Here is a 25871-nt window from a genome sequence, read left to right as displayed (position 1 = left end):
CACTTTGTTAACAGTGCTTTTACATTTTTGGGTAAGCCGGTTTTGCTCTTTCACATGCGGAGTCCATCATGCTAAACCAGTTAGAAAGCCTGACAGAGCGCGTCGGCGGCAGCCACCAACTTGTCGATCAATGGCTCCAGGTGCGTAAACAATTGCTCGTCGCCTATTACAATCTGGTTGGCATTAAGCCTGGCAAAGGATCGTATATGCGTCTGAACGAGAAAGCACTGGACGATTTTTGTCAGCGCCTGGTGGATTATCTCTCCGCCGGCCATTTCAGTATTTATGAACGCATTGTCGGCGAATTGAAAGGTGAAAACCCACTTTTGGCGGCAACAAAGCTCTATCCGCAACTCGAAGGCAACACCCAGCAAATAATGGAAATGTATGATTCCAGTCTGGAAACCGCCATTGATGACGACAATTGCATGGAGTTTCAAGGGGTGTTATCTGGTCTCGGTGAAGCCCTCGCCGCCCGCTTTACGCTGGAAGACAGCCTGATTGCGCTGGCACTGGATAACAAGCTAAACGGCAGCGCGAACGATGAAAATCAGATTGCGCGTCCTGCTTGAGTTCTTAAGCGTTAACGAGTAATTTACATTCTTCACCTCGCCGCTGGCGGGGTTTTATCTTGTCGGAGTGCCCATTTGGGCTGAGACCGTTAATTCGGGATCCGCGGAACCTGATCAGGTTAGTACCTGCGAAGGGAACAAGAGTCACACATTTTTACGTCGCCTACTGCCGCGCGTAATCTCTTGATTCATCCGTCGTCTGACAAGCCATTTCCTTCATACACTGGAATGCGCTATGTCTACTGCCAAACTATCCCGCCGCGAACAGCGTGCACACGCCCAACACTTTATCGATACCCTCGAAGGTACGGCTTTCCCCAATTCAAAAAGAATTTATCTCCACGGCTCTCGCGACAATATTCGCGTGCCGATGCGTGAAATTCAGCTCAGCCCAACGCTGCTTGGCGGCGCCAAAGACAACCCCCAGTTCGAACAAAACGAAGCCGTGCCGGTGTATGACACTTCCGGCCCGTATGGCGATCCGGATATTGCTATCAACGTGCAGCAGGGCCTGGCCAAAGTGCGCCAGCCATGGATTGACGCGCGTCATGACAGCGAACCGCTGGACGAACGCAGCTCCGCTTACACCAAACAACGTCTGGCCGACGATGGCCTTGACGAACTGCGGTTCACCGACCTGCTGACGCCCAAACGCGCCGTCGCGGGAAAATGCGTGACCCAGCTGCACTACGCCCGTCAGGGCATCGTCACCCCTGAAATGGAGTTCATCGCCATTCGTGAAAACATGGGCCGCGAGCGCATTCGTGGCGAAGTGTTACGCCACCAGCATCCGGGCGAAGGTTTTGGCGCGCGGCTGCCAGAAAACATCACCCCTGAATTTGTACGCGATGAAGTCGCCGCCGGTCGCGCCATCATTCCAGCCAACATCAATCATCCGGAATCTGAACCGATGATCATCGGCCGCAATTTCCTGGTGAAGGTTAACGCTAATATCGGCAACTCGGCGGTCACGTCGTCCATCGAAGAAGAAGTGGAAAAACTGGTATGGTCGACGCGCTGGGGCGCAGACACGGTGATGGATTTATCCACCGGGCGCTACATTCACGAAACCCGCGAGTGGATCCTGCGCAACAGCCCGGTGCCGATTGGCACGGTGCCGATTTATCAGGCGCTGGAGAAAGTGAACGGCATTGCCGAAGATCTGACGTGGGAAGCATACCGCGACACGCTGCTCGAGCAGGCGGAACAGGGTGTGGATTACTTCACCATTCACGCGGGCGTGCTGCTACGTTACGTGCCAATGACCGCCAAACGCCTGACCGGCATCGTTTCCCGCGGCGGCTCGATCATGGCGAAATGGTGTCTGTCGCACCATCAGGAAAACTTCCTGTATCAGCATTTCCGCGAGATTTGCGAAATCTGCGCCGCGTACGATGTGTCCCTCTCGCTGGGCGACGGCCTGCGGCCTGGCTCCATTCAGGATGCCAACGACGAAGCACAGTTTGCCGAACTGCACACTCTTGGCGAACTGACCAAAATCGCCTGGGAATACGACGTGCAGGTGATGATTGAAGGCCCGGGGCACGTGCCAATGCAGATGATCCGCCGCAACATGACCGAAGAGCTGGAACACTGCCACGAAGCGCCGTTCTACACCCTGGGGCCGTTAACCACCGATATCGCACCGGGCTACGACCATTTCACCTCCGGAATCGGCGCGGCGATGATTGGCTGGTTCGGCTGCGCGATGCTGTGCTACGTCACGCCAAAAGAGCATCTCGGTTTACCGAATAAAGAAGACGTTAAACAAGGGCTTATCACCTACAAAATTGCCGCCCACGCGGCTGACCTGGCGAAGGGTCATCCGGGCGCGCAAATCCGCGATAACGCCATGTCAAAAGCGCGCTTTGAATTCCGCTGGGAAGACCAGTTCAACCTGGCGCTCGATCCGTTCACCGCTCGCGCTTATCACGACGAAACCCTGCCGCAGGAGTCCGGCAAAGTGGCACACTTCTGCTCAATGTGCGGGCCGAAGTTTTGCTCGATGAAAATCTCCCAGGAAGTACGCGACTACGCGGCGGCGCAGACCATCGAAGTGGGTATGGCGGATATGTCAGAAAACTTCCGCGCCAAAGGTGGCGAAATCTATCTGCGCAAGGAGGAAGCCTGATGATTCAGCCTGATTTCCCTACGGTGCCGCAGCGCCTGGGCCTGTATCCGGTTGTCGACAGCGTGGAGTGGGTTGCGCGTTTGCTGAACGTCGGCGTGCGCACGCTCCAGCTGCGCATTAAAGACAAAACCGATGACGAGGTGGAAGCGGACGTAATCGCCGCGATTGCGCTGGGCCACCGCTATCGCGCCCGGCTGTTTATCAATGATTACTGGCGGCTGGCAGTCAAACATCGGGCCTACGGGGTGCATCTCGGTCAGGAAGATTTGGCCGTAACCGACCTGGATGCTATCCGTGACGCAGGCCTGCGGCTCGGCGTGTCGACGCATGACGATATGGAAATTGACGTAGCGCTGGCGGTGAAACCGTCGTACATCGCGCTTGGCCATGTTTTTCCGACACAAACCAAGCAGATGCCGTCAGCCCCGCAAGGGCTGGCGCAGCTGGCTGGACATATCGCGCGGTTGAACGATTACCCGACGGTGGCGATTGGTGGCATTAGCCTCGAACGCGCCCCGTCAGTGCTGGCCACCGGCGTCGGCAGTATTGCGGTCGTCAGCGCCATTACTCAAGCGCAGGACTGGCAGCTGGCCACCGCGCAACTGCTGGAAATGGCGGGAGCGGGCGATGAATGACCATCAGTTTATGCGCTACAGTCGCCAGATCTTGCTCGACGACATCGCAATTGAAGGGCAGCAGAAGCTGCTCGCCAGTCGGGTACTGATTGTTGGCCTCGGCGGTCTGGGCTCACCGGCAGCGCTGTATCTGGCCGGAGCGGGCATCGGCACGCTGGTGCTGGCCGATGATGACCACGTTCATATCAGTAATTTGCAGCGACAAATCCTGTTTACGTCGGCAGATATAGACCAACCCAAATCAGAAGCTACCCAACGGCGGCTTTCGCAACTCAACCCGGATATTACGCTTATCGCGCTGAATCAGCGCCTCTGCGCGCAGCCACTCCACCAGCAGGTTCAACAGGCCGATGTGGTGCTCGACTGTACCGATACGATGGCAAGTCGCCAGACGATCAACGCCGCCTGCGTCGCACACGGCACACCGCTGATCACCGCTAGCGCCGTCGGCTTTGGCGGACAGTTGATGGTCGTCGCCCCGCCGCTGACGCATGGCTGTTATCGCTGCCTGTGGCCCGATGAACTGGAACCCGAACGCAACTGCCGCACCGCCGGGATCGTCGGGCCGGTTGTCGGCGTGATGGGCACGTTGCAGGCGTTAGAAGCCATCAAACTGTTGTGCGGAATGGGAACGGCGCAGGACGTTCTGCGTCTGTTCGATGCGCGTTCCGGCAACTGGCGATCGCTGACCCGAACGCGCTCAATAGATTGCCCGGTATGCGGAGGCGCTGATGCACATTTTCGTTAACGATGAGCGCGTGAAATGTGAAGCCGGGCTGCACGTGGCGGCGCTGCTGGCACAGCTTGACCGGGATAAACCCGACGTCGCGCTGGCGCTCAACCAGCAGATTTTACCGCGCGCCCAATGGGAGGAACATTCGTTGCAGGAAGGCGATGCGCTCCTGCTTTTTCAGGTCATCGCCGGAGGCTGACATGTTGCGTATTGCCGATAAAACCTTTGAATCACACCTGTTCACCGGCACCGGGAAATTTGCGTCGTCTGAGCTGATGCTCAATGCCATTCGGGCCTCTGGCAGCCAACTGGTCACGCTGGCGATGAAGCGCGTCGACCTGCGTCATCACAACGATGCCATTCTCCAGCCGCTGCTGGAGGCTGGTGTTTCACTTTTGCCGAATACGTCCGGAGCCAAAACGGCGGAAGAAGCCGTGTTTGCTGCACGGCTGGCGCGTGAGGCACTGGGCACGAACTGGCTCAAACTGGAAATTCATCCTGATGCCCGCTGGCTGTTGCCGGATCCGATCGAAACGCTGAAGGCAGCGGAAATACTGGTGAAAGAAGGGTTTGTGGTCCTGCCTTACTGCGGTGCCGATCCGGTCCTGTGCAAACGACTTGAGGACGTCGGCTGCGCGGCGGTGATGCCGCTGGGCGCGCCGATTGGTTCGAATCAAGGACTGGAAACCCGGGCGATGCTGGAAATCATTATTGCGCAAGCAACGGTTCCGGTGGTTGTGGATGCGGGGATTGGCGTGCCGAGCCATGCCGCGCAGGCGCTGGAAATGGGGGCCGATGCCGTGCTGGTCAATACAGCGATTGCAGTGGCAGATTTTCCCGTTCAGATGGCCACCGCCTTTCGCCTTGCGGTAGAAGCAGGCGTATTGGCGCGTGAGGCAGGGCCTGGTGCAAAAAGCAGGCAGGCTCAGGCCACCAGCCCGCTGACCGGTTTTCTGGAGGCGTTGTGATGACAACCTTCACTGAACGCTGGCGACAGCTCGACTGGGATGACATCCGACTGAAAATACACAGTAAAACGGCGGCGGACGTGGAGCGCGCCCTCGCCGCTCGTCAACTCACCCGAGACCATTTCATGGCCTTGCTCTCCCCTGCGGCCGATGCGTATCTTGAGCCGCTTGCCCAGCGGGCACAGCAGCTGACCCGCCAGCGTTTTGGCAATACCGTCAGCTTCTACGTTCCACTGTATCTGTCGAATCTCTGTGCCAATGACTGCACCTACTGCGGCTTTTCAATGAGCAACCGCATCAAGCGCAAGACGCTGGATTCACAGGAAATTGGCCGTGAATGCGAGGCGATCCGCGCGATGGGCTTTGAACATCTGCTGTTGGTCACCGGTGAGCATCAGACGAAAGTGGGCATGGATTACTTTCGCCACCATTTGCCGGATATTCGCCGCCGGTTTTCGTCAATGCAGATGGAGGTTCAGCCCCTGTCGCAAGCTGAATATGCCGAACTGAAAACGCTTGGGCTCGATGGCGTGATGGTCTATCAAGAAACGTATCACGAGGCGATGTATGCGCGGCATCATCTGAAAGGCAACAAGCAGGATTTCATCTGGCGACTGGAAACACCCGACAGATTGGGCAAAGCGGGGATTGATAAAATCGGTCTCGGGGCGCTAATTGGGCTTTCAGACAGCTGGCGCGTGGATTGTTATATGGTGGCGGAGCATCTGCTCTGGCTGCAGAAGCATTATTGGCAGAGCCGCTACTCCATCTCGTTTCCCCGTTTGCGGCCCTGCGCCGGAGGCGTTGAACCTGCATCGTTAATGGATGAACGTCAGCTGGTACAAACCATCTGCGCATTTCGCCTGCTGTCGCCGGACATTGAGCTGTCGCTGTCGACCCGTGAATCTCCGGCGTTTCGCGATCGGGTGATCCCCATTGCCATTAATAACGTCAGCGCGTTTTCCAAAACGCAGCCCGGCGGCTATGCCGACAATCATCCTGAACTGGAGCAGTTTTCGCCGCATGATGAACGCCGTCCGCAAGAGGTCGCTCAGGCGTTAATCGCACACGGTTTGCAGCCGGTCTGGAAAGATTGGGACAGCTGGCTGGGGCGCTCCTCGCAATAATCTGGCAAAGCCTGTCAGTGTGAGAAGAACGTGCTGAACCGGCCTCGCAGAGTCGATCTTCACACATTGCTGAGGAAAATCATGTGCCTTACGCTGTCCGGGTCAGCAGGGTATGTTGACCAGGGTGGCGATTCCTTCCTCTCCCGCCCTGCCCCATCCATCGATAAAACACGGAATGGAAGTTTACAACAGGGAAAAACAGGAGCGTACGCAGCGGAACAGTGCAATCCTTAATTGTTGATACAGACCCACTACGACTGGCTTTTTTGTCTGCAGGGCTCAAACTGTAACCGGTTTCATTCTTTTGCGGCTATCTTTGTGATGGCTTACACACAATCACCGTAAACCGGTTGTTGAATGCCGCGTCACGCGATAAAGATGGAGCATCAAGGACCATGAGGGCGAGTTATGAAGAACATTGTTTTATGCTGTGCAGCAGGCATGTCCACTAGCATGCTGGTTCAACGTATGAAAGACGCGGCTCAGAAGAAAGGCGTCGAAGTCACTATCAAAGCAGTCCCTGTTGCCGAATTTAAAGACAACATCGATGCAGCAGATATCGTGCTGCTGGGGCCACAAGTCAAGTATGAACTGGCTAAACTCCAGGCACAGGCTGAGCCGCTGGGTAAGAAAGTCGCGGTTATCGATATGATGGATTACGGCATGATGAAAGGCGATGTCGTTCTTGAGAAAGCCCTCAAGCTGATGGAGTGAGATGTGGAAGATTTAGAAACGATTATTATGGAGTTGCTGGTGAATGCCGGCGCTGCACGTAGTTCTGCATTAACCGCACTGCAACTCGCCCGTAAAGGCGATTTTGCTGCAGCGGAGCAGTCAATGGATGAGTCGCGCGAGTTTGTAAAACATGCGCACACCATTCAAACCCAGTTGATTGGCCTCGACGAAGGCACAGGCAAACTGCCGGTTAACCTGATTACCGTTCACTCTCAGGATCACCTGATGAACGCAATGGTGATTCAGGATCTGGCGGGTGATATGATTGAACTGTACCGCCGTCTGCCGCTGGTAAACTGATCTCAGCTACAGCCCGATGCTGGCATACGGCATCGGGCCTGGGCTAAATGAATATTGCTATTGCCCACCCATCCCTGCTCGTTGCATAAAACAATCTTTTACTGCGGAAATCCAGCTTCCTCTGCAGCAGTATTCAATCGTATCCATCTGATATATTTATAGTTATAAGCTGGCATGGTTTTTGCTAATTATTCACTTTATCTCTATTTGCAGAGAATAATGTGAAAATTAAAAATGTTGTCGACGAATCAACCTGTAAAATCTGTGAGTCTACTGCACACTTATTTGGTGTGACGGATTTTAATACCTCATGTTATGGCAATAATATTCACAGATATAATTATCCCTTAAGTGGATATGCTATCTATTATCACAAATGCAATTCCTGCGGTCTGATATTCACCAACGCATTTGATGACTGGTCAGACGCTGACTATCAACAATACATCTACAATGATGAATATATAAAGTACGATCCGAACTTTAATGAATCCAGGTCTGAAAAAAATGCGCAGTTGCTCATAAGCAATATCAAAGGACTTTCCGGGTATAAGATGCTGGATTTTGGCTGTGGTGACGGTCAACTCGTTAATAAGCTTAAAGCAAAAGGAATAGATGTGACCGGATGGGATCCTTTCCACAATGATGCCACGATGCCAGTAACCACGTTTGATTTCATCACGTCATTTGAGGTGATGGAGCATACGCCTGACCCAATAAAAACAATGTCACTCATTGATAAGCTCATGCCTGAAAAAACAGGGAAATACTTTTTCTCCACCACTGTGAACGACTCCCACATTAATGAATTGATGAATAACTGGTATATCGCTCCACGTAATGGGCATATCACTATCTACTCAAAAAAATCATTAGAGGTCTTATTTGAAAAGTTTGGGATGAAAGTTATCCATTTTTCGAAGTCGTATCATATAGCTTACAAAGCGGTTTAAGACTATCAGTTATTCATTCAGCTCATAAAAAAACCCGCCGAAGCGGGTTTTTATTTAGCGTTATCAGCAACGATTAATCGTTGTCGGAACCGCCGAGGCCTGCGTTCAGCAGTTCTGCCAGGCTGGCAGACGCATCTTCAGCAGTCACCTGCGGTGCGGCAGGTGCATCACCCGCTGCACGACGACGGATCCTGTCCTGATGGTACGCGTAACCGGTACCCGCTGGGATCAGACGACCCACGATGACGTTCTCTTTCAGACCGCGCAGTTCATCGCGTTTGCCCGCAACGGCTGCTTCGGTCAGTACGCGAGTGGTCTCCTGGAACGATGCCGCAGAGATGAACGACTCGGTAGCCAAGGACGCTTTGGTGATACCCAGCAGATCACGCGCATAAGTTGCGCTGATTTTGCCACCCGCTTCCAGATCGCGGTTAGCGATCTTAACGCGGGAGTATTCAACCTGCTCACCTTCGAGGAAGTCGGAGCTGCCTGCATTCGCGATGGTTGCTTTACGCAGCATCTGACGCACGATAACTTCGATGTGCTTATCGTTAATCTTAACGCCTTGCAGACGGTAAACTTCCTGCACTTCGTTAGTGATATAACGAGTCACCGCGTGAACACCACGCAGACGCAGAATGTCGTGTGGCGCTTCTGGGCCATCGGACACTACGTCACCGCGTTCTACGCGCTCACCTTCGAACACGTTGAGCTGACGCCATTTCGGAATCATCTCTTCGTACGCATCGCTGCCATCAATCGGGGAGATCACCAGACGGCGTTTACCTTTGGTTTCTTTACCGAAGGAAATGATACCGCTGATTTCTGCCAGAATTGCCGGCTCTTTCGGACGACGAGCTTCGAACAGATCCGCAACGCGTGGCAGACCACCGGTGATGTCCTTGGTACCACTGGATTCCTGAGGAATACGCGCCAGCGCGTCACCAGAGTGAATCTGAGTGCCATCATCCAACTGAACAATCGCTTTACCTGGCAGGAAGTACTGAGCCGGCATATCAGTGCCCGGGATCAGAACGTCGTTGCCTTTGGCATCGATGATTTTCAGTGCAGGACGCAGGTCTTTACCACCGGCGGTACGTTCTGCAGAATCCAGAACCACCAGGGAAGACAGACCGGTCAGTTCGTCGGTCTGACGAGTAATCGTCTGGCCGTCGACCATGTCAGTGAAGCGAATGAAACCAGACACTTCAGTGATAACCGGCATGGTATGCGGATCCCAGTTTGCTACGGTCTCGCCGCCAGCAACCTGCTCACCATCACCTTTGCCCATAACAGCACCGTAAGGCACTTTATAGCTTTCTTTGGTACGACCGAATTCGTCGATCAGTTTCAGCTCGGTGTTACGAGAGGTCACAACCAGCTTACCAGCGGAGTTAACAACCGACTTGGCATTAGACAGCTTGATGCTACCCTTGTTTTTCACCTGGATGCTGGATTCAGCAGCCGCACGAGATGCCGCACCACCGATGTGGAACGTACGCATCGTCAGCTGTGTACCCGGTTCACCGATGGACTGTGCCGCGATAACACCAACTGCTTCACCTTTGTTGATGATGTGGCCACGCGCCAGGTCACGACCATAGCAGTGCGCACATACACCAAAATCGGTGTCACAAGATACAACAGAGCGAACCTTCACGGAGTCAACAGAGTTAGCTTCGAGCAGATCACACCAGTGTTCGTGCAGCAGCGTGTTACGCGGAACAAGAATGTCCGCGGTACCCGGCTTCAGAATGTCTTCTGCAGTCACACGGCCCAGAACACGATCGCGCAGCGGCTCTTTAACATCACCACCCTCGATAACCGGGGTCATGGTGATACCTTCGAGAGTGCCACAATCGTCTTCGGTAACAACCAGATCCTGTGCAACGTCAACCAGACGACGCGTCAGATAACCGGAGTTCGCTGTTTTCAGTGCGGTATCCGCCAGACCTTTACGAGCACCGTGAGTGGAGATGAAGTACTGGAGTACGTTCAGACCTTCACGGAAGTTCGCGGTGATTGGCGTTTCGATGATGGAGCCATCCGGCTTCGCCATCAGACCACGCATACCTGCCAGCTGACGAATCTGTGCTGCAGAACCACGCGCACCGGAGTCGGCCATCATGTAGATGCTGTTGAAGGAAACCTGCTGCTCTTCAACGCCGTCACGGTTAATGACGGTTTCAGTCTGCAGGTTATCCATCATCGCTTTGGAAACACGATCGTTCGCCGCAGCCCAGATATCGATAACTTTGTTGTAGCGTTCGCCCGCGGTTACCAGACCAGACTGGAACTGCTCCTGGATCTCAGCAACTTCAGCTTCTGCTTCAGAGATGATCTCATGTTTCTTCTCTGGGATAACCATGTCGTCGATACCTACGGACGCACCTGAGCGCGCTGCATAGGCAAAACCGGTGTACATGGTCTGGTCAGCAAAGATAACGGTCGGCTTCAGGCCCAGAATGCGGTAACAGGTGTTCAGCATTTTGGAGATAGCTTTCTTGCCCAGCGCCTGGTTGACGATGGAGAAAGGCAGACCTTTCGGTACGATCATCCACAGAATCGCACGACCCACGGTCGTATCGATGATGCTGGTTTTCGCAACGAACTCGTCCTGAGCGTCTTTTTCGTATTCGGTAATACGCACTTTAACGCGCGCATGCAGAGAGGCCAAGCCAGCGCGATAGATACGCTCTGCTTCTTTAGGGCCAGTCAGCACCATGCCTTCGCCTTTGGCGTTAACACAGTCACGGGTCATGTAGTACAGACCCAATACAACGTCCTGAGAAGGAACGATGATTGGCTCGCCGTTCGCAGGTGACAGGATGTTGTTAGTAGACATCATCAGCGCACGCGCTTCGAGCTGGGCTTCCAGCGTCAGCGGTACGTGAACAGCCATCTGGTCACCATCGAAGTCGGCGTTATATGCCGCACAAACCAGCGGGTGCAGCTGAATTGCTTTACCTTCGATCAGAACCGGTTCAAACGCCTGGATACCCAAACGGTGCAGAGTTGGTGCACGGTTCAGCAGTACCGGGTGTTCGCGGATAACTTCGTCCAGGATATCCCAAACGACAGCTTCTTCGCGCTCAACCATTTTCTTAGCGGCTTTGATGGTGGTGGCCAGGCCACGCAGTTCCAGCTTGCCATAGATGAACGGTTTGAACAGTTCCAGTGCCATTTTCTTAGGCAGACCGCACTGATGCAGACGCAGGTATGGACCTACGGTGATTACAGAACGACCGGAGTAGTCAACACGCTTACCGAGCAGGTTCTGACGGAAACGACCCTGTTTACCTTTGATCATATCGGCCAAAGATTTCAGAGGACGCTTGTTAGAACCGGTGATCGCACGACCGCGACGACCGTTATCCAGCAAGGCATCAACCGCTTCCTGCAACATACGTTTTTCGTTACGTACGATGATATCTGGCGCAGCCAGATCCAGCAGGCGTTTCAAACGGTTGTTACGGTTGATAACGCGACGATACAGATCGTTCAGATCCGACGTTGCGAAACGACCGCCGTCCAGCGGAACTAATGGACGCAGATCTGGCGGCAGAACCGGCAGAACTGTCAGGATCATCCACTCTGGTTTGTTACCAGACTGAACGAACGCTTCCAGCAGTTTGATACGCTTGGTCAGCTTTTTACGCTTGGTTTCAGAGTTGGTTTCATTCAGCTCTTCGCGAAGAGTTTCACACTCTTGCTCCAGATCCATGCTCTTCAGCAGGGCCTGGATAGCTTCCGCACCCATCTTCGCGTCGAATTCGTCACCAAACTCTTCCAGCGCATCCAGATACTGCTCTTCAGTCAGGATCTGATTGCGTTCCAGGTTGGTCATGCCGCCTTCGATAACAACATAAGATTCGAAGTACAGTACGCGTTCGATATCACGCAGTGGCATATCGAGCAGAAGACCGATACGGGACGGCAGAGATTTCAGGAACCAGATGTGGGCAGTCGGAGACGCCAGCTCAATGTGGCCCATGCGCTCACGACGCACTTTGGTTTGGGTCACTTCAACGCCGCACTTCTCACAGATAACACCACGGTGTTTCAGGCGCTTGTACTTACCGCACAAGCACTCATAGTCTTTTACCGGCCCAAAAATACGGGCGCAGAAGAGACCGTCACGTTCAGGTTTGAACGTACGGTAGTTGATGGTTTCCGGCTTTTTCACTTCACCGAAAGACCATGAACGGATCATGTCTGGCGATGCCAGAGCAATTTTGATCGCATCAAACTCTTCGGTTTTAGTTTGCGCTTTCAGAAACTTTAATAAGTCTTTCACGGATTTGCTCCCGTCGGAGTTAGCACAATCTGGCGCCGGGTATTACCCCGGCACCAGTGACCTGTTTGAGCGAGAGTTACTCGTCTTCCAGTTCGATGTTGATACCCAGCGAACGGATTTCTTTCAACAATACGTTGAAGGATTCCGGCATGCCCGGTTCCATCTGATGGTTGCCGTCCACGATGTTTTTATACATCTTAGTACGACCATTCACGTCATCAGACTTAACGGTGAGCATTTCCTGCAGGGTGTATGCTGCGCCATATGCTTCCAGCGCCCACACTTCCATCTCACCGAAGCGCTGACCACCGAACTGTGCCTTACCACCCAGCGGCTGCTGAGTAACGAGGCTATAAGAACCGGTGGAACGAGCGTGCATCTTGTCATCGACCAAGTGGTTCAGTTTCAGCATGTACATGTAACCTACGGTTACCTGACGCTCAAACTGCTCACCGGTACGACCATCGAACAGTGTAATCTGACCGGAAGAAGGCAGACCGCCGAGCTCCAGGAGCTCTTTGATTTCTGACTCTTTCGCACCATCGAAGACCGGAGTCGCGATTGGCATACCTTTTTTCAGGTTATCAGCCAGACGCAGAACTTCGTCATCGGTGAAGGTGCTCAGGTCGACTTTCTGACGAATGTCGGTACCCAGATCGTAGGCACGCTGGATGAATTCGCGCAGTTTCGCGACTTCTTCTTGCTGCTTCAACATGGCGTTGATTTTCTCGCCGATGCCTTTGGCAGCCATACCCAGGTGCGTTTCCAGGATCTGACCGATGTTCATACGAGACGGTACACCCAGCGGGTTCAGTACGATGTCTACCGGCGTACCGTTAGCATCGTGCGGCATATCTTCGATCGGGTTGATCTTAGAGATAACACCCTTGTTACCGTGACGACCCGCCATTTTATCACCAGGCTGGATCTGACGTTTAACGGCCAGATACACCTTAACAATCTTCAGCACGCCTGGTGCCAGATCGTCGCCCTGAGTGATTTTGCGGCGTTTCGCTTCGAGTTTCTTCTCGAACTCGTGCTTCAGTTCGTCGTACTGTTCAGCCAGCTGTTCCAGCTGATTTTGTTTCGCTTCGTCGGTCAGACCGAGTTCCAGCCAGCGATCGCGTGGCAGTTTGTCGAGCTTCTCAGCTTCAACACCACCGGCAACCAGCACAGCATAGATACGGCTAAACAGGCCAGCTTCGAGGATCTGCAATTCTTCAGACAGGTCTTTCTTCGCCTGCTTCAGCTGCATCTCTTCGATTTCCAGCGCACGTTTGTCTTTTTCCACGCCATCGCGGGTAAAGACCTGAACGTCGATAATCGTACCGGAAACACCGTTTGGTACGCGCAGAGAAGAGTCTTTAACGTCAGACGCTTTCTCACCGAAGATTGCACGCAGCAGTTTCTCTTCTGGCGTCAGCTGGGTTTCACCTTTAGGCGTTACCTTACCAACCAGAATATCGCCGCCGGTCACTTCCGCACCGATGTAGACGATACCGGATTCATCAAGTTTAGAGAGCGCAGCTTCACCCACGTTAGGGATGTCAGCGGTGATCTCTTCTGGCCCCAGCTTGGTGTCGCGGGACACACATGCCAGTTCCTGAATGTGAATCGTGGTGAAACGATCTTCCTGAACCACACGCTCGGAGACCAAGATGGAGTCTTCGAAGTTGTAGCCGTTCCACGGCATGAACGCTACGCGCATGTTCTGACCGAGCGCCAGCTCACCGAGGTCGGTGGACGGGCCATCTGCCAGCACGTCGCCGCGCTCAATTGGTTCGCCCAGGTTTACACACGGCATCTGGTTGATGCAGGTGTTCTGGTTAGAACGGGTGTATTTGGTCAGGTTATAGATGTCGATACCTGCTTCGCCCGGGTACATCTCGTCTTCGTTAACTTTGATAACGATACGGGACGCATCCACGTACTGAACGGTACCGCCACGTTTGGCAACGGCGGTTACGCCGGAGTCAACCGCTACAGCACGTTCCATACCGGTACCAACCAGCGGCTTATCAGCACGCAGAGTTGGAACCGCTTGACGTTGCATGTTCGCACCCATCAATGCACGGTTAGCATCATCGTGTTCCAGGAACGGGATCAGGGACGCACCGACGGAAACCACCTGTTGAGTGGAAACGTCCATGTAGTCAACCTGGTCACGGCTGAACAGACTTGATTCGCCTTTGCTACGACAAGTAACCAAGTCTTCTTCAAAGTGGTTTTCGTCATCCAGGTTGGAGTTCGCCTGAGCAATGACGTAGTTACCTTCTTCGATAGCAGACAGGTAGTGAATTTCGTCGGTCACAGCACCGTCAGTCACTTTACGGTACGGAGTCTCGAGGAAACCGTATTCGTTCGTCTGTGCGTACACGGACAGTGAGTTGATCAGACCGATGTTTGGACCTTCAGGCGTTTCGATTGGACATACGCGACCATAGTGAGTCGGGTGTACGTCTCGAACTTCGAAGCCCGCACGTTCACGGGTCAGACCGCCTGGGCCGAGGGCAGAAATACGACGCTTGTGCGTGATTTCAGACAACGGGTTGTTCTGGTCCATAAACTGAGACAGCTGGCTGGAACCAAAGAACTCTTTCACCGCCGCCGAAATCGGCTTGGCATTGATCATGTCCTGAGGCATCAAGGTATCGAGATCGCCCAGAGACAGACGTTCTTTCACCGCACGCTCTACACGCACCAAGCCAACACGGAACTGGTTTTCCGCCATTTCGCCAACGGAACGGATACGACGGTTGCCGAGGTGGTCGATATCATCCACTTCGCCCTGGCCGTTACGAATACCGATCAGTTTACGCATAACCTGGATGATGTCGTCTTTGCTCAGGATGCCTGAACCTTCGATTTCATCACGCAGCAGAGAACGGTTGAACTTCATACGACCAACCGCAGACAAGTCATAGCGGTCTTCGGAGAAGAACAGGTTCTCAAACAGGTTTTCAGCCGCTTCGCGAGTTGGTGGCTCACCAGGACGCATCATACGGTAGATCTCAACCAGCGCGCTTAAGCGGTCGTTGGTTGGGTCAACACGAATGGTCTCGGACATGTATGCGCCGTGATCCAGGTCGTTGGTGAACAGCGTCTCGATACGCTTGTGACCAGACTGGCTCAGCTTAGCCAGCAGATCCAGGCTCAGCTCCATGTTCGCCGGGCAGATCAGCTCGCCAGTGGATGCATCGACGTAGTCTTTTGCAGCCACTTTGCCAGCGATATACTCAACCGGAACTTCGATGAGTTTAATGTCATCTTTTTCCAGCTGGCGAATGTGGCGGGCGGTGATACGACGAGCTTTCTCGATGTACACCTTACCGTTTGCTTCGATGTCGAAGGTGGCAGTTTCACCACGCAGACGCTCAGGAATGAGTTCCATCTGCAGCTTGTTATCACGGATTTCGAAAATAACTTTTTCGAAGAACAGATCAAGGATCTGCTCTGTGGTGTAACTCAGCGCGCGCAGGATGATGGTCGCAGGCAGCTTACGACGACGGTCGATACGGACAAACAGGTTGTCTTTCGGATCGAACTCGAAGTCCAGCCAGGAACCACGGTAAGGGATGATACGTGCGTTATAAAGCACTTTACCCGAAGAGTGGGTTTTACCCTTATCGCTGTCAAAGAAGACGCCCGGGCTACGGTGCAACTGAGAAACGATAACACGCTCAGTACCGTTGATGACGAAGGTACCGTTATCGGTCATGAGCGGAATTTCGCCCATGTACACTTCTTGTTCTTTAATGTCTTTTACTGTGCCTTCCGGCGCTTCACGCTCATAAATCACCAGACGCAGTTTAACGCGCAGGGGAGCGGAATAGGTCACGCCGCGAATCTGACATTCTTTAACGTCAAATACAGGCTCGCCCAGACGATAGCTCACATACTGCAGCTCTGAATTGCCGCTGTAGCTCGCGATCGGGAACACGGAACGGAAAGCCGCTTCGAGACCATACTGACCTTCAGGATCTTGCTCGATGAACTTCTGGAACGAGTCAAGCTGGATAGAAAGGAGATAAGGTATGTCCAGAACTTGTGGACGTTTACCAAAATCCTTACGAATACGTTTTTTCTCGGTATAGGAGTAAACCATAGGGTTCCTCAGCTCGCTGACAAGTCGACCGACTCTGCCCATTAGAGGGGCAGTTTATGCAACACTATTTTGTGGACCGGAAAATGGAATACTTTCCGCAATACCTGTTGCTATCACGCTTAAACCATTTCATTGCGGTTTACACAAGGCGAGCACCCTGTCGCAATATATTAAGTCGTCGATAGAAACATGCATTGTCAGGACAGCCAGCAGTCAAACAGTGTGAAATGCTACTGGCGCCTTACAGCGCAAAAAGGCTGGTGACTAAAAAGTCACCAGCCATCAGCCTAATTACTCAGGCTGCAACCGGAAAGGTTGGCTTATTTAACTTCAACTTCTGCGCCAGCTTCTTCCAGAGCTTTTTTCAGTGATTCTGCGTCATCTTTGCTCACGCCTTCTTTCAGAGCGGCTGGAGCAGATTCAACGAGGTCTTTAGCTTCTTTCAGACCCAGGCCAGTTGCGCCACGCACAGCTTTGATAACTGCAACTTTGTTAGCGCCGATAGCTTTCAGAATTACGTCGAATTCAGTTTTTTCTTCAGCAGCTTCAGCTGGGCCTGCAGCAACAGCTACAGCGGCAGCAGCGGAAACACCGAATTTTTCTTCCATTGCAGAGATCAGTTCTACAACGTCCATTACAGACATAGCGGATACTGCTTCAATGATTTGATCTTTAGTGATAGACATTTAAATTGTTCCTGAAAATCAGAATTAGTTTATACGTAAGCCAATGCGTTATAAAGATAACTGCGATTAAGCAGCTTCTTTCGCATCGCGTACAGCAGCCAGAGTGCGAACCAGTTTGCCAGCCGAAGCTTCTTTCATGGTTGCCATCAGGCGTGCAATTGCTTCGTCGTAGGTTGGCAGTGTAGCCAGGCGATCGATTTGCGATGCCGGGATCAACTCACCTTCAAAGGCTGCGGCTTTGACCTCAAATTTTGCATTCGCTTTCGCGAAATCTTTGAACAGACGAGCAGCTGCGCCCGGGTGTTCCATAGAATATGCAATCAGGGTCGGACCAACAAACGTGTCTTTCAGGCACTCAAACTGAGAACCTTCAACGACGCGGCGCAGCAGGGTGTTACGAACAACACGCATGTATACGCCAGCTTCACGGCCTGCTTTACGCAGTTCGGTCATTTTGTCTACAGTAACGCCACGGGAATCCGCAACTACTGCAGACAGCGCACCTTTGGCTACTTCGCTGACTTCAGCAACAATCGCTTGTTTGTCTTGAAGATTTAAAGCCATTAGCTTTGCTCCTGGATGTTTGCCAGAGATTATCTCTGGAACTCACTTCACTCTTTCCAACGAAAGAGCGTCTTAATACGGTGAGCAGAAACAAGCCAAAGAGTATCAAAAATAATCTTAGCGTTCTGTCACCGTCTACGCAGGGTATTAAGTTTCTGACGAAACGCCTGCGGTCTTCGACGGAGGCCTGGATTAGGCCAGGCTCCAACGAACAAATCTGTATCTGCTAACCAACGTTAACAGAATCGTGGGGGGAAGATTGTAGACAAATCCACCGCCCACGTAAAGGCTAATCTTAGTTCGCTACTGCGGTAAGACCAGCCTGGTCAACGGCAACGCCAGCACCCATGGTGGTGGAGAGGCTGACTTTCTTGATGTACACGCCTTTAGCCTGAGTTGGTTTCGCTTTTTTCAGCGCAACCAGCAGGGATTCCAGGTTTTCTTTCAGTTTGTCAGCGTCAAAATCCACTTTACCGATGGTGGTGTGGATGATGCCGTTTTTGTCGTTACGATAACGAACCTGACCTGCTTTAGCGTTATTAACCGCTTCAGCAACGTTAGGCGTTACAGTACCAACTTTCGGGTTAGGCATCAGGCCACGTGGACCCAGAACCTGGCCCAGTTGGCCAACAACGCGCATTGCATCCGGGGAAGCAATAACAACGTCAAAGTTCATTTCGCCTTTCTTGATCTGGTCAGCCAGATCTTCCATACCTACCAGCTCTGCGCCAGCAGCTTTAGCTGCTTCAGCGTTTGCGCCTTGGGCAAATACGGCTACGCGAACAGAACGGCCAGTACCGTGTGGCAGTACAGTTGCACCACGTACGTTCTGGTCAGATTTACGAGCGTCGATGCCGAGGTTAACAGCAACGTCTACGCTTTCAGTAAATTTAGCGGTGGCCAGCTCTTTCAGAAGAGCGATGGCTTCGTTGATGTCATACTGTTTAGTTACATCAACTTTCTCACGGATCACGCGCATACGCTTGGTCAGTTTAGCCATTTCTTAATCCTCCACTACCAGGCCCATGGAACGCGCAGTACCTTCGATTGAGCGAGTCATCGCTTCAATGTCAGCACCAGTCATGTCGGCAGCTTTAGTCTGCGCGATTTCCTGCAGCTGAGCGCGAGAAATTTTACCAACTTTCTCTTTGTTCGGCTTGCCGGAACCAGACTTAATACCTGCAGCTTTCTTCAGCAGAACCGCAGCTGGCGGAGTCTTAGTGATGAAAGTGAATGAACGGTCAGCGTAAACGGTGATGACGACAGGAGTCGGCAGACCTTTTTCCAGGGATTCAGTTTTTGCGTTGAACGCTTTACAGAATTCCATGATGTTCACGCCCTGCTGGCCCAGTGCTGGACCAACCGGTGGACTTGGGTTCGCCATACCAGCTGCAACCTGCAGCTTGACGTAGGCTTGTACTTTCTTAGCCATTCTCAATTTCCTCTATTGGGTAATAGCGCCTCCAGGAGGCTCCCCGTGATTAATACGTGATCTATGCGCACAAGGCCCATAAATACAAAAGGCGCGAAATTGTATGCCAATCTCGCGCCTTGTGCAACAAAGAATCGCTGCTTATTTATGCTTTTTCAACCTGGCCGAAGTCCAGTTCTACCGGCGTTGCACGCCCGAAGATAGAGACTGAAACTTTCAGGCGGGACTTCTCGTAGTCCACTTCTTCAACCACACCGTTGAAGTCTGCAAACGGACCGTCGCTAACGCGAACCATTTCACCCGGTTCGAACAGCGTTTTAGGACGCGGTTTATCACCAACCTGCTGCAGGCGGTTCATAATCGCATCCACTTCTTTATCGCTAATCGGCGCCGGACGATCGGAAGTACCACCGATGAAGCCCATTACGCGTGGCACGCTACGTACCAAGTGCCAGCTGGCGTCATTCATCACCATCTGTACCAGCACATAACCAGGGAAGAATTTGCGCTCGCTCTTGCGACGCTGGCCGCCACGAATTTCGACCACTTCTTCGGTCGGAACCATGACTTCACCAAACAACTCTTCCATATTGTGTAATTTGATATGCTCACGCAGCGAAGTGGCTACGCGGCCTTCAAAACCGGAAAACGCCTGAACGACGTACCAGCGCTTTTTAGGAGCTTCAGACATCTCAGAACCTCAGGCCAGTGATAAAAGAGACCAGGCGAACCAGAATACCATCCAGTCCCCACAGGATCAGCGACATGACAGCAGTAACTGCGGCCACAATCAGCGTAGTGTGCAGCGTTTCCTGACGCGTCGGCCAAATGACCTTACGGACTTCGGTTCTCGCTTCACGAGCAAACGCTACGGTCGCCTTGCCTTTGGTCGTCAACAGCGCGACACCGCCCGCTGCAGCAATCAGAATCACTACGGCCAGCGCACGCAGCGGCAACATCATGTCGCGATAAAGGTAGTTGCCCACAATAGCTACAATCAGCAGTACGGCAACGATCACCCACTTCATCGCTTCCAGGCCGCGCCCGCTCCCTTGAGCTTCGGTATTCGCACTCATAAACCAACCTGTCACAAGTATTCGACAAACATCTTTGCCCCGCGAGAGTGCGAGGCAACCAAAACCGAAATGCTCTGCTGCGTTTCGGACTTAACGCCCTCTTCAGAGCCTGTCTCAGCAATGATTATGACAAAAAAAATCACTGATGAGCCAGGTTCTGGTTCGAAAGCGTGCAAAAAGGGCATCAAATGATGCCCTTTTATTGCGCATTGCGTCAAATGTTATCCGCGATTAGCTGATAACTTTAGCAACAACGCCCGCACCTACAGTACGGCCGCCTTCACGGATTGCGAAACGCAGACCGTCATCCATCGCGATTGGGTGGATCAGGGTAACAACCATTTTGATGTTGTCGCCCGGCATTACCATCTCAACGCCTTCTGGCAGTTCGATGGTACCAGTCACGTCAGTTGTACGGAAGTAGAACTGTGGACGGTAGCCTTTGAAGAACGGAGTATGACGGCCGCCTTCATCTTTGGACAGGATGTACACTTCAGATTCGAACTTGGTGTGCGGGTTGATTGAACCCGGCTTGGCCAGAACCTGACCACGTTCGATTTCTTCACGTTTGATACCACGCAGCAGAACACCAACGTTCTCACCCGCACGGCCTTCGTCCAGCAGTTTGCGGAACATTTCAACGCCAGTACAGGTAGTTTTCGCGGTGTCTTTGATACCAACGATTTCTACTTCTTCACCCACTTTAACGATACCGCGCTCTACACGACCGGTAACAACAGTACCACGGCCGGAGATGGAGAATACGTCTTCGATTGGCAGCAGGAATGGCTTGTCGATCGCACGTTCTGGTTCTGGGATGTAAGAATCCAGGAAGCCAGCCAGTTCGATGATTTTAGCTTCCCACTCAGCTTCGCCTTCCAGCGCTTTCAGCGCGGAACCACGAACGATAGGGGTATCGTCGCCCGGGAAATCGTACTGGGACAGGAGTTCACGAACTTCCATCTCAACCAGTTCCAGCAGCTCTTCATCATCAACCATGTCGCATTTGTTCAGGAACACGATGATGAAAGGAACGCCTACCTGACGACCCAGCAGGATGTGCTCACGAGTCTGTGGCATAGGGCCATCAGTCGCAGCAACAACCAAGATAGCGCCATCCATCTGCGCAGCACCGGTGATCATGTTTTTAACATAGTCGGCGTGGCCTGGGCAGTCTACATGTGCGTAGTGGCGAGTCGGGGTGTCATATTCAACGTGGGAAGTGTTGATGGTGATACCACGAGCTTTTTCTTCTGGTGCGTTATCGATCTGGTCGAATGCGCGAGCAGAACCGCCGTAGGTCTTAGCCAGTACGGAGGTGATTGCAGCAGTCAGCGTTGTTTTACCATGGTCAACGTGGCCGATAGTACCGACGTTAACGTGCGGTTTTGTACGTTCAAACTTTTCTTTAGACATCGATTGTCCCTCTAAGACACGGATAAATCGGTGATATCACCACATCAACCAGGCAACATGCCTGACTTGTTGAATGCAAGTAACAGAGAGAAACAGGGAGGAGGAGATGAAGTGGTGCTGATACCCAGAGTCGAACTGGGGACCTCACCCTTACCAAGGGTGCGCTCTACCAACTGAGCCATATCAGCACGTCTGGAGCGGGCAGCGGGAATCGAACCCGCATCATCAGCTTGGAAGGCTGAGGTAATAGCCATTATACGATGCCCGCATCCTGAAACTCGGCTACCCAGTTCTTTCTGTAACAAAAAAGAAATTTCTCTCTTTTATTGTTCAGGTCGGTGATTTTACTCGACCAACCCAGGCGGCTAAAACGCTGCCAGAAAGTGGTGGTGGGGGAAGGATTCGAACCTTCGAAGTCTGTGACGGCAGATTTACAGTCTGCTCCCTTTGGCCGCTCGGGAACCCCACCGGACTTGATGGTGCCGACTACCGGAATCGAACTGGTGACCTACTGATTACAAGTCAGTTGCTCTACCTACTGAGCTAAGTCGGCATCAAGTAGCGCGCATTTTAGGGAGACATGCGCAGGCATGCAACTAAAAAATTGCATAAAACGACTCTTTGCTTATATTTTGCTCGTATCGGCGCAAAAATGATGCAAAAGCCATCATTATCGAACAATAAATGGGCAATCCATCCCTTTTCCTTCTTCTCTTATTACTCATGGTATGGGAATAAAGTGTATTACCCGTTACCAAAATCCATTCAGCGGCTCTCTTTACTGTTTGTGATGACGACAGTCGCAACGAGGATGTGACGCTTTCTAATGAAAGCATCACTAAATCTGATTTTTTCTTCTTATTCCATTCAATCTGGTGTTAACCTCCTGCCCATTGTCCTGATTAACTGAAAAGTGCCGCCTCATCACGTTTCGGCAGACGAAATGGGTGACAGCGAGCAGAACATGCTTATGAGCAAAAAAGAGCAAACGTTAATGACGCCGTATCTACAGTTCAACCGTAGCCAGTGGGCTGCACTTCGTGATTCCGTGCCGATGACCCTCACTGAAGGGGAAATCACGCGGCTGAAAGGCATTAACGAAGACCTGTCACTGGAAGAAGTGGCTGAGATCTATTTGCCTCTGTCGCGTTTGCTAAACTTCTACATCAGCTCAAGTTTGCGTCGACAGGCTGTTCTGGAACAGTTCCTGGGCACCAACACTCCGCGTATTCCTTATGTCATCAGTATTGCCGGTAGCGTAGCGGTCGGTAAGAGCACCACTGCGCGTGTGCTGCAGGCATTACTCAGCCGCTGGCCAGAACATCGCCGTGTTGAATTGATTACGACTGATGGCTTCCTTCATCCTAATGAAGTATTGAAAGAACGCGGGCTGATGAAGAAGAAAGGCTTCCCGCAGTCTTATGATATGCATCGCCTGGTGAAGTTTGTTTCTGATATTAAGTCAGGTGCCCCTGATGTGACCGCCCCTGTCTACTCCCACTTAATTTACGATGTCATCTCTGACGGAGATAAGACGGTAACTCATCCGGATATTTTGATCCTGGAAGGTTTAAATGTCCTACAGAGCGGCATGGATTATCCTCATGATCCGCATCATGTATTTGTCTCTGATTTCGTCGATTTCTCGATTTATGTCGATGCGCCAGAAGATTTATTGAAAAATTGGTACATCAACCGCTTCCTGAAATTCCGCGAGGGGGCATTTACCGATCCTGATTCCTATTTCCACAATTACGCAAAATTATCCAAAGACGAAGCCGTCAATATTGCGACCTCTTTGTGGAATGAAATCAACTTATTGAATCTTAAAGAAAATATACTTCCGACACGTGAACGCGCCAGCCTGGTTCTGACCAAAAGTGCAAACCATTCGGTCAATGAAGTGCGGTTGCGAAAATAGAAAGGGAGCTTCGGCTCCCTTTACTTATTCTGCGCTACGCAGTGAAATTTCTCCGCCCATCCAGGGCTTAATCACTCCATCCTGCTCAAGCAGGAGCGCTCCCTGCGTATCAATTCCCCGTGATGTTCCAAATATCTCTTTCTCACCAATGATCAGTTTTACCGGACGGTGAATAAAATTATCCAGCTTCTCCCAACGGGAAAGATAAGGGGCCAATCCTTCTTGCTCAAATAGCACTAACGCAGCGCGTAGCTCTTTAATTAATCGAACAGCTAGCGTATTGCGGTCAATTTTAATTCCCGCTTCCTGGAGATTGATCCAGCCCTGATTGATCACATCCGCCTCAACGCGGCGCATCGCAAGATTGATGCCAGCTCCGATCACGATCTGTGCAGCATCGCCAGTTTTTCCGGTTAATTCAACAAGAATACCCGCAAGTTTGCGATCCAACAGGTAAAGGTCGTTTGGCCATTTGACGCGGACTTTATCGGCTCCGAGGCTTTGTAAAACTTCAGCCATAACGATACCAATGACCAGACTCAACCCAATTGCCGCCGCAGGGCCTTGTTCAAGACGCCAGTACATGGACAGGTAGAGATTGGCCCCGAAAGGTGAGAACCATTTGCGCCCACGACGCCCACGCCCAGCCTGTTGATACTCAGCCACACAGACGTCCCCCGATTGCAGGCTTGCCAGTCTATCAAGCAGATACTGGTTAGTGGAGTCGATAACTGGCAGTACAGTTACTGCACCATCATTGATGCTGCTACGGATGAACTCTTCATTCAGGAGCTGGATCGGCTCTGGAAGGCTGTAACCTTTTCCTGGGACGGTAAACACATCCACACCCCAGTCACGTAGCGTCTGGATATGCTTATTAATGGCGGCTCGACTCATGCCCAATCTTTCACCCAGTTGTTCACCGGAATGAAACTCGCCATCTGATAAAATCGAAATCAACGTTAAAGGAACCGTATTATCTTTCACGCAATGACCTCTACTGCGTTAACTTCGCCATGCTCGCCAATAAACCTGACTTCAGGCTCCAGCCAGACATCAAATTTCTCACCGACTTGCTGGCGTACGTAATGTGCAAGGGCCACAACATTATCGCTGGTCGCATTATTGTCGTTAATCAGCACCAGGGCCTGCTGTCGATGTACCATCGCCCCGCCTACACTTTTACCTTTCAGCTGACATTGGTCGATAAGCCAGCCGGCCGCAAGTTTTACGCAGCCATCAGCCTGGGGATAATGGGGGGCATTCGGGAAGGAAGCCAGCAATTTGTCCGCTACGTCACGGGTAATCACCGGGTTTTTAAAGAAGCTGCCCGCATTGCCGTTAACTTTAGGGTCAGGCAGTTTGGTCATACGCATATGACAAACAGCATCGAACACTTCTTGTGGTGTGACAGTCTGCGGGTCCAGGCGCGTTAAATCGCCATAGCTCAGAACAGGCTGCCACTGTTTCTGAAGCTTCAAGCCTACGGCGACAATGACATACCTGTCCTGATACTCATGCTTAAAAATACTGTCCCGATATCCGAAGCGGCATTCATCCGCAGTCAGGCGTTTCGCCACCCCGGTTACCAGTTCTATACAATCTACGAACTCGCACACGCGCTGTAATTCAACGCCGTAAGCACCGATATTCTGGATAGGTGAGGAGCCTGCACATCCGGGGATCAACGCCAGATTTTCAAGTCCAGGCATGCCATTTTCCAGCGTAAACTTCACCAGACGGTGCCAGTTTTCACCCGCGCCGACATGTAAATGCCACGCATCTGGCTGCTCAGTGACCTTAATGCCTTTGATTCGGTTAACCAGTACAACGCCAGAATAATCCTTCAGGAAGAGGACATTGCTACCCTCACCCAGGATCAGCGTCGGCAGTTTTTCTGAGGTTGCTTGCTGCCAGGCATCCAACAATTGCGGTGCAGTTTGGGCACAAACGATACGAGCGGCTTGATGATCAATACCGAAGGTGTTCCAGGGCTTTAGGGAGTGATTCATAGTGGCTTCCAGATGCAAAAACCTGGCTAGTGTACCGTATTCAGGGAGGGAAGGCTTGTGGATAACGCTGTGGACAGGCTGCGCATAAACGCAAAAAACCCCGGCCTTTCGGTCGGGGTTTCTGACTTGTTTGATGCCTGGCTGTTGTATGCCGGGCTTCCTGCCCGGCCCCTTCGGGCTGCACTGCGTGCAGTGCAAATCCGTTCCC

The 25871-nt window shown here is 52.2% G+C and carries 22 protein-coding genes, 4 tRNA genes and 1 riboswitch; of the genes, 11 read left to right on the top strand and 15 right to left on the bottom strand.

The genetic code is table 11. From position 1 onward, the window contains the following. Positions 1 to 68 precede the first annotated feature (68 nt). The 10 genes from rsd (at position 69) to MUU47_RS00550 (ending at position 8154) form a co-directional block, all read left to right on the top strand. A complete protein-coding gene (rsd, locus tag MUU47_RS00595; protein WP_258986179.1) occupies positions 69 to 572 on the top strand; it encodes a sigma D regulator in 504 nt (167 codons plus the stop codon). Positions 573 to 625: 53 nt separating this feature from the next. Then, positions 626 to 726: riboswitch (TPP riboswitch) on the top strand. An 81-nt stretch (positions 727 to 807) separates the two neighbouring features. Then, on the top strand, positions 808 to 2703 hold the full coding sequence (gene thiC / locus MUU47_RS00590; RefSeq protein ID WP_258986178.1) for a phosphomethylpyrimidine synthase ThiC: 1896 nt from the start codon (positions 808 to 810) through the stop codon (positions 2701 to 2703). Then, positions 2703 to 3338 (top strand): thiamine phosphate synthase, encoded by a 636-nt coding sequence (thiE, locus tag MUU47_RS00585; protein WP_258986177.1) that lies wholly within the window; start codon positions 2703 to 2705, stop codon positions 3336 to 3338. Before thiC ends, thiE begins: the two co-directional genes overlap by 1 nt. Further along, complete coding sequence (locus tag MUU47_RS00580) at positions 3331 to 4086, top strand: HesA/MoeB/ThiF family protein (RefSeq protein ID WP_258986176.1); 756 nt, start codon at positions 3331 to 3333, stop codon at positions 4084 to 4086. Before thiE ends, MUU47_RS00580 begins: the two co-directional genes overlap by 8 nt. Next, on the top strand, positions 4070 to 4270 hold the full coding sequence (gene thiS / locus MUU47_RS00575) for a sulfur carrier protein ThiS (protein WP_258986174.1): 201 nt from the start codon (positions 4070 to 4072) through the stop codon (positions 4268 to 4270). The genes MUU47_RS00580 and thiS overlap by 17 nt, the downstream gene beginning before the upstream one ends. A gap of 1 nt (position 4271) precedes the next feature. After that, positions 4272 to 5039, top strand: coding sequence for a thiazole synthase (gene thiG / locus MUU47_RS00570; RefSeq protein ID WP_258986173.1), 768 nt, complete (start codon positions 4272 to 4274; stop codon positions 5037 to 5039). After that, positions 5039 to 6166: a 2-iminoacetate synthase ThiH gene (gene thiH, locus MUU47_RS00565; protein ID WP_258986172.1), complete on the top strand. Its 1128-nt coding sequence runs from the start codon at positions 5039 to 5041 to the stop codon at positions 6164 to 6166. Before thiG ends, thiH begins: the two co-directional genes overlap by 1 nt. A 408-nt stretch (positions 6167 to 6574) precedes the next feature. Further along, a complete protein-coding gene (locus MUU47_RS00560; protein WP_110512494.1) occupies positions 6575 to 6880 on the top strand; it encodes a PTS sugar transporter subunit IIB in 306 nt (101 codons plus the stop codon). Between the two features lie 3 nt (positions 6881 to 6883). Further along, positions 6884 to 7201: a PTS lactose/cellobiose transporter subunit IIA gene (locus MUU47_RS00555; RefSeq protein ID WP_159776893.1), complete on the top strand. Its 318-nt coding sequence runs from the start codon at positions 6884 to 6886 to the stop codon at positions 7199 to 7201. A 221-nt stretch (positions 7202 to 7422) separates the two neighbouring features. Further along, positions 7423 to 8154, top strand: a complete 732-nt coding sequence (locus tag MUU47_RS00550) for a methyltransferase domain-containing protein (RefSeq protein ID WP_258986171.1) — start codon at positions 7423 to 7425, stop codon at positions 8152 to 8154. 73 nt (positions 8155 to 8227) lie between these two features. On the opposite strand, the gene rpoC is transcribed toward MUU47_RS00550, so the two are convergent. The 13 genes from rpoC to MUU47_RS00485 all read right to left on the bottom strand — a co-directional run bounded on the left by rpoC (position 8228) and on the right by MUU47_RS00485 (position 22283). Then, a complete protein-coding gene (gene rpoC / locus MUU47_RS00545) occupies positions 8228 to 12451 on the bottom strand; it encodes a DNA-directed RNA polymerase subunit beta' (RefSeq protein ID WP_159761999.1) in 4224 nt (1407 codons plus the stop codon). A 76-nt stretch (positions 12452 to 12527) separates the two neighbouring features. Next, positions 12528 to 16556, bottom strand: a complete 4029-nt coding sequence (rpoB, locus tag MUU47_RS00540) for a DNA-directed RNA polymerase subunit beta (protein ID WP_159761998.1) — start codon at positions 16554 to 16556, stop codon at positions 12528 to 12530. Between the two features lie 320 nt (positions 16557 to 16876). Beyond that, positions 16877 to 17242, bottom strand: coding sequence for a 50S ribosomal protein L7/L12 (gene rplL / locus MUU47_RS00535; protein WP_159761997.1), 366 nt, complete (start codon positions 17240 to 17242; stop codon positions 16877 to 16879). 66 nt (positions 17243 to 17308) lie between these two features. Next, entirely contained in the window at positions 17309 to 17806 is a 498-nt protein-coding gene (gene rplJ / locus MUU47_RS00530; RefSeq protein WP_110512489.1) for a 50S ribosomal protein L10, read from the bottom strand. A gap of 295 nt (positions 17807 to 18101) precedes the next feature. Then, positions 18102 to 18806 (bottom strand): 50S ribosomal protein L1, encoded by a 705-nt coding sequence (gene rplA / locus MUU47_RS00525; protein WP_125355485.1) that lies wholly within the window; start codon positions 18804 to 18806, stop codon positions 18102 to 18104. 3 nt (positions 18807 to 18809) lie between these two features. Beyond that, a complete protein-coding gene (rplK, locus tag MUU47_RS00520) occupies positions 18810 to 19238 on the bottom strand; it encodes a 50S ribosomal protein L11 (protein ID WP_110512487.1) in 429 nt (142 codons plus the stop codon). A 145-nt stretch (positions 19239 to 19383) separates the two neighbouring features. Next, the gene (nusG, locus tag MUU47_RS00515; RefSeq protein ID WP_024548053.1) at positions 19384 to 19929 is read right to left on the bottom strand and encodes a transcription termination/antitermination protein NusG; all 546 of its coding nucleotides are present in this window, start codon (positions 19927 to 19929) and stop codon (positions 19384 to 19386) included. 1 nt (position 19930) lies between these two features. Continuing rightward, complete coding sequence (gene secE, locus MUU47_RS00510; protein ID WP_049842136.1) at positions 19931 to 20314, bottom strand: preprotein translocase subunit SecE; 384 nt, start codon at positions 20312 to 20314, stop codon at positions 19931 to 19933. 231 nt (positions 20315 to 20545) lie between these two features. After that, on the bottom strand, positions 20546 to 21730 hold the full coding sequence (gene tuf, locus MUU47_RS00505) for an elongation factor Tu (RefSeq protein ID WP_258986170.1): 1185 nt from the start codon (positions 21728 to 21730) through the stop codon (positions 20546 to 20548). Positions 21731 to 21842: 112 nt separating this feature from the next. Continuing rightward, positions 21843 to 21918: transfer RNA gene (locus MUU47_RS00500), tRNA-Thr, on the bottom strand. A gap of 5 nt (positions 21919 to 21923) precedes the next feature. Then, positions 21924 to 21998 (bottom strand) — tRNA-Gly (locus MUU47_RS00495). 116 nt (positions 21999 to 22114) lie between these two features. Then, a tRNA-Tyr gene (locus MUU47_RS00490) sits at positions 22115 to 22199 on the bottom strand. Positions 22200 to 22207: 8 nt separating this feature from the next. Beyond that, a tRNA-Thr gene (locus MUU47_RS00485) sits at positions 22208 to 22283 on the bottom strand. A gap of 417 nt (positions 22284 to 22700) precedes the next feature. Here MUU47_RS00485 and coaA point away from each other — a divergent pair. Then, positions 22701 to 23651: a type I pantothenate kinase gene (gene coaA / locus MUU47_RS00480; protein ID WP_258986186.1), complete on the top strand. Its 951-nt coding sequence runs from the start codon at positions 22701 to 22703 to the stop codon at positions 23649 to 23651. 24 nt (positions 23652 to 23675) lie between these two features. Here the strand turns inward: coaA and birA are convergent, their stop codons facing one another. Both birA and murB read right to left on the bottom strand, forming a co-directional pair. Then, positions 23676 to 24638 carry a bifunctional biotin--[acetyl-CoA-carboxylase] ligase/biotin operon repressor BirA gene (gene birA, locus MUU47_RS00475; RefSeq protein ID WP_258986169.1) on the bottom strand — a complete coding sequence of 321 codons (963 nt, stop codon included), beginning with the start codon at positions 24636 to 24638 and terminating at the stop codon, positions 23676 to 23678. Beyond that, positions 24635 to 25663 (bottom strand): UDP-N-acetylmuramate dehydrogenase, encoded by a 1029-nt coding sequence (gene murB, locus MUU47_RS00470; RefSeq protein ID WP_258986168.1) that lies wholly within the window; start codon positions 25661 to 25663, stop codon positions 24635 to 24637. The genes birA and murB overlap by 4 nt, the downstream gene beginning before the upstream one ends. Positions 25664 to 25871 lie beyond the last annotated feature (208 nt).

The organism is Scandinavium hiltneri, assembly GCF_024764835.1.
Classification (GTDB): Bacteria; Pseudomonadota; Gammaproteobacteria; order Enterobacterales; family Enterobacteriaceae; genus Scandinavium; species Scandinavium hiltneri.
The sequence above is the reverse complement of the archived record's forward strand: the minus strand, read 5'-3'. Positions and strand labels throughout refer to the sequence as shown.